This window comes from Candidatus Electronema sp. TJ (assembly GCF_048287355.1).
Classification (GTDB): Bacteria; Desulfobacterota; Desulfobulbia; order Desulfobulbales; family Desulfobulbaceae; genus Electronema.
This window is the reverse complement of sequence record NZ_JBLWEP010000044.1, coordinates 1-11,291: the sequence shown is the minus strand read 5'-3', so window position 1 is coordinate 11,291 and position 11,291 is coordinate 1. Positions and strand designations below refer to the sequence as shown.

At 58.2% G+C, this 11,291-nt stretch carries 11 protein-coding genes; 2 read left to right on the top strand and 9 right to left on the bottom strand.

The genetic code is table 11. The annotated features are described in order from the left end of the window. Positions 1–269, bottom strand: a 269-nt coding sequence (locus ACNKID_RS05155) for a hypothetical protein (protein ID WP_417912363.1), incomplete at its 3' end; no start/stop codon positions are given. Positions 270–418: 149 nt separating this feature from the next. Between ACNKID_RS05155 and ACNKID_RS05150 the strand changes: the two genes are divergently transcribed. After that, positions 419–2,401, top strand: a complete 1,983-nt coding sequence (locus ACNKID_RS05150) for a TonB-dependent receptor plug domain-containing protein (RefSeq protein ID WP_417912362.1) — start codon at positions 419–421, stop codon at positions 2,399–2,401. Here ACNKID_RS05150 and ACNKID_RS05145 read toward each other — a convergent pair. The 3 genes from ACNKID_RS05145 to ACNKID_RS05135 are packed head-to-tail and all read right to left on the bottom strand — an operon-like array spanning position 2,375 to position 4,783. Further along, positions 2,375–3,544 (bottom strand): adenylosuccinate synthetase, encoded by a 1,170-nt coding sequence (locus ACNKID_RS05145; protein WP_417912361.1) that lies wholly within the window; start codon positions 3,542–3,544, stop codon positions 2,375–2,377. The genes ACNKID_RS05150 and ACNKID_RS05145 overlap by 27 nt on opposite strands. Continuing rightward, positions 3,541–4,404, bottom strand: coding sequence for a hypothetical protein (locus ACNKID_RS05140; protein WP_417912360.1), 864 nt, complete (start codon positions 4,402–4,404; stop codon positions 3,541–3,543). The genes ACNKID_RS05145 and ACNKID_RS05140 overlap by 4 nt, the downstream gene beginning before the upstream one ends. 1 nt (position 4,405) lies before the next feature. Beyond that, on the bottom strand, positions 4,406–4,783 hold the full coding sequence (locus ACNKID_RS05135; protein WP_417912359.1) for a hypothetical protein: 378 nt from the start codon (positions 4,781–4,783) through the stop codon (positions 4,406–4,408). A gap of 304 nt (positions 4,784–5,087) precedes the next feature. Here ACNKID_RS05135 and ACNKID_RS05130 point away from each other — a divergent pair, with 304 nt between their 5' ends. Further along, positions 5,088–6,719: an MORN repeat-containing protein gene (locus ACNKID_RS05130; protein WP_417912358.1), complete on the top strand. Its 1,632-nt coding sequence runs from the start codon at positions 5,088–5,090 to the stop codon at positions 6,717–6,719. Positions 6,720–6,725: 6 nt separating this feature from the next. Here the strand turns inward: ACNKID_RS05130 and ACNKID_RS05125 are convergent, their stop codons facing one another. The 5 genes from ACNKID_RS05125 to ACNKID_RS05105 all read right to left on the bottom strand — a co-directional run bounded on the left by ACNKID_RS05125 (position 6,726) and on the right by ACNKID_RS05105 (position 11,201). Further along, positions 6,726–7,778, bottom strand: coding sequence for a hypothetical protein (locus ACNKID_RS05125; protein ID WP_417912357.1), 1,053 nt, complete (start codon positions 7,776–7,778; stop codon positions 6,726–6,728). Between the two features lie 137 nt (positions 7,779–7,915). After that, on the bottom strand, positions 7,916–8,560 hold the full coding sequence (locus tag ACNKID_RS05120) for a hypothetical protein (protein WP_417912356.1): 645 nt from the start codon (positions 8,558–8,560) through the stop codon (positions 7,916–7,918). Positions 8,561–8,735: 175 nt separating this feature from the next. Beyond that, positions 8,736–9,581 carry a hypothetical protein gene (locus tag ACNKID_RS05115; RefSeq protein WP_417912355.1) on the bottom strand — a complete coding sequence of 282 codons (846 nt, stop codon included), beginning with the start codon at positions 9,579–9,581 and terminating at the stop codon, positions 8,736–8,738. A 117-nt stretch (positions 9,582–9,698) separates the two neighbouring features. Next, positions 9,699–9,917 (bottom strand): UPF0175 family protein, encoded by a 219-nt coding sequence (locus ACNKID_RS05110; RefSeq protein WP_417912354.1) that lies wholly within the window; start codon positions 9,915–9,917, stop codon positions 9,699–9,701. 111 nt (positions 9,918–10,028) lie between these two features. After that, the gene (locus ACNKID_RS05105) at positions 10,029–11,201 is read right to left on the bottom strand and encodes an RtcB family protein (RefSeq protein ID WP_417912353.1); all 1,173 of its coding nucleotides are present in this window, start codon (positions 11,199–11,201) and stop codon (positions 10,029–10,031) included. Between the last annotated feature and the right edge of the window lie 90 nt (positions 11,202–11,291).

The window sequence follows — 11,291 nt, the reverse complement described above, 5'->3', positions numbered from 1 at the left end:
GAGACAGCCTCGTGAGGGGAAAACAGGCAGCCTCCTGATCGGCAAACTGCCTGTCTGGCAGGTGTGATGCGGCGAGCAAGGCCAGGGTGATCGCAGGGGCGTTCTTTTATACCACAGACCACAATGCCCGGACAATAGGGTGAAGAACCCATTCGCATAGGAGAAGTGCCCGGATTGTTCTGGGTAAACTGCTTGCATGAAAGACAGCATCTTGAATTCTTATTAAAAATGAACAAGCAGGCTTTTGCAGAAATTCTGTCTTTGCTCATGCTTTTTCATGCAGCGGCGTACTGATGCAACAGTATGGACGCATTGTATTTTTCATTGACACAGCTGTGTTGTTTTTTGTATTTTCACTCTGCGCCAGTTCGGCTGCCAGCGTGTCAATCCTTTCACTTTCACCATGAGGAATTCTCCAATGCCGTCTTCCTTGTTTTGTCCACGCCTGCTCCGCCTCAGCGCAGGAGCCGCGTTCCTGCTGCCTGCGTCGTCTTTGGCCGCAGATCAGCCCCAAGAGGTGACCATGCAGGAAGTAGTGGTCACAGGCACCCGTTCGCCGCATCCTGTCAGTGAGGCCCCTGTCGAGACGCTGGTCATCACTCACGAGGACATTGAGCGGACACCAGCATCCAACCTGCCGCAGCTGCTGAAAACTTTGCCTGGGCTGTCAGCAGCCATGCTGGATGACAACCTGACTGCCGACAATCTCCGCCTGACCATGCGCGGGATGCAGATTCATGACGGCTACGGCCTGATTCTTGTCGATGGCCGCCGTGTTCACAGCGGCTTGGGCGGGCATGGTGAATACGGCGTGAGTCTCAATCAGATTCCGCTGAGCATGATTGAGCGGATTGAAGTGGTGAGAGGTGCAAGCTCGGCTTTGTACGGCGCGGACGCAATGGCCGGGGTGATCAACATCATCACCAAGCCGGTGCCAAGCAAGGCGGAAGGTAGCGCGGGCGTTTCCTACGGCACCTATGAGGTCATGCCCAAAGCCGGAGACAGCGTCAGAAGCTCGACACGCCGTCAGGGCCAGTTCAACGTTGGCGGCGGAATGCCGGTTGGCAAGAACTCCGGCTTCTATCTGCACGCAGCGCGGCAGTCTGATGACGGATCGGCGGTTGATCCGCAGGCAGCCCAGAGAGACACAGCCCAGGGCAAATGGACCAGTCGGCTGAGCGAGGCCTTGTCTGGCGAGCTGGGTTTTCAGCTGGGCAAGTCACGACAGGACTTGGCTCCCACGCCAGGCGTGACTGCCTCCTACAACAGACAGCACGATGAGCACCGGCTCAGCGGCGGCCTTGACTGGCGCAAGGGCGCACATGCCCTGAAAGTCTCGTCCTATGTCTACAACAACGATTTTGAGACCGGCTACGCAGGCAGCACCAACGGCTACCGCTTTGGCGACATCGGCTATGTGCAGGGGGAGAGCGTCTACACCTTCTTTGGCGACAGCCACTGGCTGACTGCGGGCCTCGAAGCCCAGCGGCAGGATATTGACTACAGTTTCAACAACAAGCTGGACGCGCTGGTCATTCCAGTGCGGCAGGATGTGGACACCTACAGCCTCTTTGTCCAAGATGAAATCTATCTGCTCGACCAACGGCTGACGCTTGTGCCTGGCTTCCGCTATGAGGATCATTCCCGCTTCGGCGGCGAGTTCAATCCCAAGCTGACAGTCAGCTATCGCACGGACATAGGCACGACCTGGCGGGCATCAGTGGGCAGGGCCTTCAAGTCGCCGACTCTGCGGCAGCTCTACTACAACGACCTCTATCTGCACAGCACCACCAACTACATCCGCTCCAATCCTGACCTCAGCCCGGAAACTGCGCTGAGCTGGAACCTCAGCGCGGAGCAGCCGCTGCGCGATGGCCGCTGGTGGGGCAGCTTAGGGCTTTACCGGAATGACATCAGCGAGATGGTGGTGCAGACAGACACTGGCGAGGTGTACGACGGGCTGCCTGTCACCAGCTACGCCAATGTGCAGGAGGCACGAGTGGAGGGTGTGGAGCTGAGCTTCCGCATCAAGACGGACTGGGATGGAGTGAGTCTGAAAGGGGGAGCTGCGCTGACCAGCTCAGAGAACCGCGACACAGGCAAGGAACTGCCCTACACGCCGGAGTACAGCTTCTCTCTGACTCCGTCGTATCAGTTTGCGGACGGCAAGACCGGCATAGACCTGCCCTTCATCGCCAACGGCCCGCAATACCGCGATCAGAAGAACACGCAGGAGGTGGATGCCCATCAGGTCCTAGACCTGCGCCTGTGGCGGCTGCTGGGCGAGAACTTGACTGGCGCGGTGGAACTCAGCAACATCTTCGAGTCCCATAAGGGTGACGAGACCTACTCGCCTCGGCAGGGCTTCGGCCTCTTAGTCAGCCTGACCGCCCGCTTCTGAGACCTCCCTTGCCCCTTCAGCCCGCGCAGACACAGCCGGACTGAAGGGCCACACCGCGTCCGCCTGATCCCCGGTGCTGACAAAGACACTGCTGAAACCCAGCTGTCCTGCGACTCTGGAGACAAAGTCATCCGCATTGTCGCAGCAGACGATCTGCCCCTGCCGGGTGAAGCGGTATTCATTCTCGATCTGATCCAAGCAAGTGACAACCAAGTGCCGGGTCTTGGCTGTGCGGAGCAGCTCATCACGGCTGACCGCGTAGTCCAGCAAGTCAAGGTCGAGCAGGCTGCGCCGGAACGCGCCTTGGTAGGTGTTGCGGACGTTGGTCTCTTCCGGGTTGGCCTTGATGTTGTGCGGCAGCTGCTCGTTGCTCATCGGGCCGTCGCCGTGCCTGGTCTGGTAGGCGCGGGTGACAAGGTAGATCTCCAGCTCGCCTCTGCCATGCAGGGCTGCGGCATTGGCTGTGCCGGTGTTCGAGCGGGTGACATGGGGGAAGAAGCCGAAGCGTTGATCCAGGAGCAGCCCTTGTGCGCTTTCATAGATCAAGTCGCTCCAGTCTCCGGCAGGCAGGCCATGCGTGAGGCGTACATGCGGCGATTCCGCCAGCGCGGCGCAGCAGTCAAGGAAGTCCTCAGGATCCACTGCGCCCGTCCATTCTTCGTAGAAGCTGCGGATCATATCCAGACGAGTTTCCAGCACCCAAGGATGAAAGATGTCGCCAAAGGTGAGCGAATAGTGCAGCTCCTCGCGGCGGAGGGTGTCGCCAAAGCCCAAGCCGCAGCTGCCGTGGGGATGATGCTGGCGGTTGCGGGCAATGTCATAAGGCGTGGTCACAGGGCAGCCTGCGTCCACATAGAGCAGCGGCTGCACGCCCTTGCCCAGCAGGGAGCACAGCTCGGTGATGAGGCCAATTGGCTCCACCGTGCAGAAGGGCGAGAACCAGCTGGGCGCGCCGTGCAGCGTGCCGGAGCCAAAGTTGGAGAAGACATGCCGGACTGCGCCTGCAACCACCGTGTGTCCGGCCTGCTGTCCGCCGGAACAGCGGATGACCAGCGGTTTGGCGCAGCTCCGGCAGAGCCAGTCTGTGACCAGCCCTTTGCCTTCGTCGCCGAAGCCTGCGCCGATGACGGCCTTGCCCTTCACAAGAGGACTTCGGTCTGCGGCAGCGGCCCGGCAGAAGTAGCTGTTCTGCCTGCCGCGTCCTTGCGCAAGGTGGCGGCGATCAGCTCAGGAATCACCCGCGAGACTTCCTCGTGCCGCTCAAGGATGATGAGATTGCCGCCCATGAGCTGCTTCCAGCCGTCCATGACTTCCTGCCTGCTGCCGGAGCTGGTTTCGCGGATATGGAGATGGAAGACGTGATACAGCTGCCGCGCCTTGTCGAGCAGCTCTGCGGCAGACCAAGTCTGCTGCTGGCCTTGGCCCATCAGGCGGCTCAAGCTCTGCGCAGGCACTTCGGGCAGCGTCGGCTCGTCGCCGATGGTGAAGAGGAAGCCTTTCTGTCTGCGCTTCTCAAAGCAGTCAATGGAGGTGTGCAAGGCGGCGAAATACCAGGCCAGCAGATAGCTTTCACCCGCATTGCCGCCGCCGCCGCCCTCCAGATAGACTGAAGTCAGCCATTTGTCCAGCAGCTCGTCGCTGGATTCAAACTGGCCGACCTGCAAGGGGCTGCTGTCGCACTCATGGTCGCCTACAGCCAGGAAGAGCAGCTGCGGATCCGGCGTGCCGCTCTGAATGATCCTGCCCATGATCTTGGGCAGGCCGTCTTTGACCAAATGATGCGGAATCGAACCCATCGAGCCGGTCACATCCAAGGCGAGGATGATGGCCACAGAATTGGGATGGTCGGCTGAATCGCGGGACTCGCGCACAACCACCCCGTGCGGGTTCATGGCTTGATTGATGTTCCGCTGCGTGAAGATCTCGCGGGCGGATTTGGTGTCATAGCCGACCGAGGCGGCCCGCTCCGCCCGCTCATCCACTGAATAATATCCCCAGCCCATTTTAGAGTCCTCCGAAGAGATAGCTGTAGCGCTGCTTGGCAATATCCAAGGTGATTTCCGCCTGCCGGATTTTAATGCCGAGATCAATGTCCTTGCTCACAAAGTCCTCGCAGTTAAAGTTGCTGGCGAGAATCAGACTGTGAGCGCTGTCCGGGGAGAGGTCGAGCATGTTGTCCCGCTCCCGCTTGAGCTTTTTGATGCTCAGCTCCAAATCCTCGATCCGCCGCCGGTACACCATCTGCGCGTCCTCGGCAATGGCTGAGGCCCGGTCATCCCTGATCTCTTTGTTGTTGCGCTTCAAGGAGCTGACAAAGGCTCCTGACACTTCCTTCTCATCCATCTTCCTGTCCTCCCTTGCGCTGTTCAACTGGGCTGCCATGCTGCTGAAAAGATAATCAGCCAGCGTAAAGCGGCGGCGGTTTTTTGTCAAGGAGAATATAAGCGGCTTCCAGAAGAGATGTGCGGGCGCACATCGATGGGAGGAGCGAGTGCTGCTCAATGGGAGGAGCGAGTGCTAGTCAGTGGGAGGAGCGAGTGCTAGTCGATGAGAGGTGCGCTCGCACATCATGGAGCAGACTGCCTGTGCGCCGCCGTCATCCTCATCTCCATTCTCTGCTTGAACAAATCGTCTGCGCGCGGGATAATCCTTCTAAAGCGCGGACAGAACGGAGGGGAGTCCTGAGATGACGAAAGAGATCAGCTGCACAAGCACAGAGAAATATATCGGCGAGCTGTCGGCGGACGGCAGGCGGCATGGTCACGGACTCTGCCTCTATCCTGACGGCAGCCAGTACGAGGGCGAATGGCGGGATGACCTGCGCCATGGCGAAGGCACCTTCATCGACAGCAACGGCGGCAGCTACACCGGCCAGTGGCGCAAGGGCAGACGCAGCGGCAAGGGCTGCCTGGACTACTCCGGCACGTACCACGGCGAATGGCTGGAGGACAAGAAGCACGGCCAGGGCGTGTGCGCCGAGATGGACGGCAGCGTGTACAGCGGTTTGTGGCAGCATGGGCTGCGCCACGGCCACGGAACGCTGGCCAGGCCGGACGGCGCGAAATACGAAGGCGACTGGCAGGGGAACCGCAGGCACGGCCAGGGCAGCCTGATTCTGCGCGACGGCACTAAATATGTCGGCTCGTGGAAGAATGACCTGCCGCACGGTCAAGGCACAGTCTTTTTCCCGGACGGGTCTAAATATTTCGGGGCCTTCGAGAACGGGAGGCGGCACGGCCACGGAGTGCACACGGCTGCGGACGGCACCCAGTACATCGGCAAATGGACAGCGGATGAACGCGGCGGCTGGGGCACCTGCACCTACGCCGACGGCAGCGTCTACACCGGCTCGTGGCAGCACAACCGGCGGCACGGCCAAGGAGTCTGCTCCTGCGCTGACGGCTCGAAGTATGACGGCCAGTGGCGTGATGACCTCCGGCACGGCCGAGGAACCTGTTTGTATCCTAGCGGCGATCAGTATGCGGGCAGCTGGGAGAAAGGCCTGCGCCATGGCTATGGGGTGTACAGCTCTGCCAACGGCGACCGCTATAGCGGCGAATGGGCGGCAGGCATGAAGCACGGCTCCGGCACCTACATCACCGCCAGCGGCAGCAAGCATACCGGCGAGTGGCGGTATGACCGGATGCACGGGCGCGGAGTCTATGTTTCAGCCGAGGGCGAGCGCTACGACGGGCAGTTTGAGCGTAGTCAGCGGCACGGGGCCGGGATGTACACCTTTCTGTCCGGGAATGTGTACGCAGGCCAGTGGCTGAACGGCATGATGGACGGCTGCGGCAGCTTGACCATGCCGGATGGCACAGTGTATGAAGGCGAATGGCAGAGCGGCTACATGCACGGCCAAGGCTCGCTCTCCTTCCCTGACGGCACGGTGTACACAGGTGAATGGCAGGAGGACAAGAAGCACGGCCAAGGCACCTGCGTCTACCCGGACGGTAGGAAATACTCCGGCGCATGGCGGGACAACATGCACAACGGCCAAGGCCTCTGTGTTTACCCGGACGGCTCTGTCTACAAGGGCAAATGGAAGGATGGTCTCCGGCATGGCGAGGGCAGCTTCACCGACCCGGACGGCGACACCTACACCGGCGGCTGGCAGGAGGACAAACGGCACGGCAAGGGTTCGTTGACCGGTGCCAAGGGCCAGAGCAAGCAGGGCTGGTGGGCGAACGACAAGTATGCCGGCGCGAATCCGCCGGAAAGCAAGAAGAGCGGCGAGGATGAGTTCTTTGCCGCGCTGGGCGGCGACTTGGAGGATGCCGCCAACATGGTCAGCGACGAAGATGAGGATGATCTCTGAGGCGGCTCAGGCGCTGAAGTCCGCCACTTCCTCGCCGTCGATGTGCACAGGCAGACTGGGCGTGTCCGGCTGGGGCGGCAGGCTGATCAGCACTGGCGCAATGTCCGCCGCTGCAACACGTCCTTCCTCTTTGGCAGCCGCAGGCTTGAGAAGGCCTTCAGCTGTGACCTGAAGCCCTAAGACCTCCCAAGCGGCGATGTCCTCCGGCGGGCAGTCAGCCAAGCTGATCACTGTCCTGCTGTCAATTTCTTCCAGATGCGGCTGCAGGGTTGGTCTGAGTTCCTGATCCTGCCAGAGCAGAAAGGCGTAGAGCACCTTGGCTTCTATGTAGCGTTTCTCGAACTTGGCCTTGTGCGCCGCCGCTGTCAGCCGTGCGCTGATCTCCTTCCGCTTGGCCAGCAGGCTGAGCAGCGGGGCCAGCTCCTGCTCAGTTTCCGGGAACTCGCTGTGCAGCGCCTTCAGCTTTTCCTGTGCAGCCAGACCGTGGCCGCTGAGGAGGCAGTCCCGCAGCTCTTGAATGCGGCTGCGTTTGACCACCTCAATCTGGGCAAGCGCCTTGCCCGCCTCCTTTTTGTGCCGTTCGTCGCTGCTGAGCTGCTGGAAGAGTGCCCGTGCCGCCGCGTGCTGTTTCTGTTCCAGCAGCGATGCTGCCTGCTCAAGTTTGCTGCGGTTGCTGAGGTGCCGTTCAGCCCGGCGGCGCAGGGTGATGATCTTCTCCGCCAGCCCAGGATCAAAGGCCTTGATGTTGCGCAGCAGCAGAACAGCCTCGCTGTATTCGCCCTTGCTGAACAGCTCCTGCGCCTGCCGGTATTTGCCCGCAATGCTGAGGTCGCGGTTGATGTTGGAGATGAGCAGGATGAAGTCGCCCTTGCTGTCCGGAAAGTCGTTTGACAGCCGCTGCGCCAGCTCCTTGGCCTGCTCCAGCTCGCCCACGCTGATCAGGCGGTACACGTGGCCGGTCTGCTCCTGTTTCTGCTGCTCGTACTCGGCAAAGACTATGCTGCACGCGCCGCACCCCGTGTCATCGCACTGCCGCCTGCATTTAGGACAAAGCTTCATAGACTGGCTCCCGCTCAGATATGGACCGATTATTTTACGGTGCCACAAGCAGGGCCGGACTGCAAGCAGTTTATCCCTTGACCGCCGCCGGCGGCAGCAGCAGGCTGACTGCGATGTCCGCCAGACCGCACTGATCTTCAGCGGTCGAGCATTTCCAGCAGTTCCGGGGCATCTTCGCAGGCCAGCTCCGCCAAGGCATAGAATTCGGACATAGCGCTGTCCAAGGCATCCATCTTTCCATCCCGCTCCTTGGTTGCCTGCTGGGCCTCGCCGGTCTCTTTGGCCTGGATGATGTTGGCCTGTTCCGCAACATCAACCAAGACCTTGGCCGCGTTGATGGCATTCGGCGGGGTGTTGTACTGGTCGTATTTTGCCAAGGCATTCTGATCGCTCAGGAGATTGCTGAAAAAGGTGTTGGCTTGGGCCAGCCAGCCGGAAAAGGTCCGCTTGCGCTCCTCGTTCAGGGTCAGCTTGACAAAGACGGCGTGGTCGTCCCTGAACAGAATCCGCCCCAGCCGGACTAAGCGCATGTAGGTCTCATGGGCGGTCTTCCAAGCCTGCTCAAAGGCGGCGGTGGCGGCGTGCTGCTCGCTGTACTCGGTTTTCTGGGCAAGATAGAGGTCAAACGCCTGCTGCCGCTGCGTCAGCATCTGATTGAGTTTGTCCGGGGTGTAGCCGTACAGAGCGACCCGGCTTTGCAGCTCCGGGACATCGAGGGCATTGGTGAGGCCGGTCAGGTAGCGATTCAGGCGGTCTTCGATGGAATGATACGGGGCTGGCATAGTGTCCTCCTGAATTGGGTTGAGGGAAGGATTTCCCGGATGATGAGCGGGTGCAGCAGGAAAAAATGGCATTGCAGTGCTGCGGAGCCGTTTTTTCCTGCTACGGAACGACTTTTTCCTGTTGCAGGATGAGTTCTGCCTGCTCCAGAACCTCTTTCTCCTGCTTCAGTGCGATTTATGCCGCTTCCTGAAGCGGTTTTTCCCGATGCAGCGAGCAATCTATCCCTTGCAGATCGTGCTTATAAAATGTAAAACTGCGGGAGTTCTTTAATGATTCGTAAGCATTGATTCCGCCGCACTTTACATAAACTTTTTGTCTTTCAGGTCGTAGCAATACTGCCTTAGGACGAGCATGAAGATATTCTGCTGTTGTAATTGCTCGAATTGCAACATGCGCACTTGGTTCAAAAAATGCGAGTGTAAATGTGAATCCGCACAAATGTACCGCTCGAAATATTTTTTTGCCAAAGCGACATCGAAAGATTAAATGTCCTGACCTGTTAACATCCGGCCAAACAAGAGTTCCAGCTGACAAGTTTTCAGATGAATCTTCTACAGGTATCCTGGCTGGGTAAGAAAGTTCTAAAAAGACACAGACTGACTCAGCATATTTTTGATTATATCCAAGGATATATGGCAACAGAGGTTGAAATACAAAGTGATCTATTCCATCGTTGATACGGCAGGAGTTGTAAGATAGTTTTAGAAGCCAACGCACAAGGAGATCGTAATCATATTTGAAGCAAACTTTTTCCCCTTTATTGATATTTCTAAAAAAGTACTTATCGAAAAGATCGCATATATACGTATCTAACTTCGACAGAATAACATTGTTACAATTAGAACAAACATCTTTTATAGTTGGCTCGGATGGAATATCCCGATCTAGCCTCGACAACCAAAACAGATTGTGGCCTGGCGATTCCCATATTTTTTGCATACGTGTATGGAGCGCAGCAGGCCAAAGATGTTCTTTAGTTAGTGCATTTGTGTTACCGCAATAGGCACAAACAGTACGCATAGAAATTAATCCGCTGTAATTGCAGAACGAGCAGGTTCGGCTACCAAACGAACTCCGAGGGCTGCACATACTCAGTTGATTGTATCAAATCGCGGCTTGGCATTCGTCCTGAGCACTTTATATCTCCTGCTGCATCTCTTCAGCTTCGTAATTGCAGACCGGAACCCGATAATGTCCCAATACATCAATGAATGCCTTTTTGGAGAAATTGGCAATCTTTGCAGCCTGTCCTAATGACACCTTGCCAACCTCGAACAATTTTACAGCCAGCAGTGTCCGCATATCCTCCTCAGAGACGCTGACTGGCAAGTTCATGTTAACAGCCATCGCGTTCATACTTCATACCTCCTGTCGTATTTGATCTATAGCTGCTCAACTCAGAAACCCTGCCAACAGCCTGATCCCGCAACCACAAGATGTAAAACAATTGCGGAAAAATCGCAAGACCTATCCCTTGATCACCGCCAGCGGCAGCAGGCTGACGGCAATGTCCACCAGATCGCTCTGATTTTCCATCACCGTCTCAATATCTTTGTACGAACCAGGGGCTTCGTCAAGGTCTTTCTGATTGCGGATGCCGTGCACCACGCCGAGCGCATTCAGACGCTCCACCTCGGCCTGCAAATTCAGCTCGCGCTGGGCCTGGCCGCGTCCCATTTTCCGGCCCGCGCCGTGGCTGCATGAGCAATAGCTTTCCGGGTTCCCTTTGCCGATGACGATGAAGCTGCGGCTGCCCTGCGAGCCGGGAATAATGCCGAATTCTCCGGCAAAAGCGCGGGTAGCCCCTTTACGGTGAATCAGCACGTCTTTGCCGAAATGCTCCTCCATCGCCGCGTAGTTGTGGGCAATGTTGATGAACTGCGGAAACTCAACCGGGCCGACAATCTCCTGCACCGCCGCCTGAACTCGCTCCATCATCAGCCTGCGGTTGGCCAAGGCGAAATCCACGCACCAGCTCATTTCCGCCAGATAATCTTGCGCCTCCCGCGTTTCCAGCGGCAGAAAGGCAAGCTCCCATTTCTTCGGCACCTCGCTCCGCCACCGCTCGTTCAGGCTGACTGCCAAGCGGTTGTAGTGCTCCGCCACCTTCAGGCCGATGTTGCGGCTGCCGGAATGAATCATCAGCCAGACATGGCCGTCGTCACCCTGCTGGATTTCAATGAAATGATTGCCGCCGCCCAAAGTGCCGATCTGCTTGCAGCCCGCCTCGAACTGCTGACGGACGATGGATTTCTCCACGCCATCCAACCGGGCCGGATCGGGCATCAGGTTCCTGTCTTGCTGCCGCTTGTGGTGGTCAAAGCCAACCGGCACTGCCGACCTGATCAGGCCGAGAATTTTTTTCAGGGTTTCACGGTCAAGGCCGGGCAGAGAAGTCTGCGCGGCGCATACGCCACACCCTATGTCCACGCCAACCGCGTTGCAGATCACCGCGCCGTCGCAGGCCAGCACCCCGCCGATGGGCATTCCGTAGCCCTCGTGGGCATCAGGCATGATGGCAACGTGCCGGAACGTGAAAGGATGATTGGCTAAGTTGCGAGCTTGCGCCAGTGCGCCCGCCTCCATGTCATCAAGCCAGAGTTTGACAGGCCTTTTTTCAGTGCTGAGGACTTGTTTCATGATCTCAATCAGTTGTTTTGTTCAAAAGAATGTCGCACCAGCTGCCGTCAACGCAAAAAAAAAGCCGTTCACCGCAGCCTGCGAGGGCTG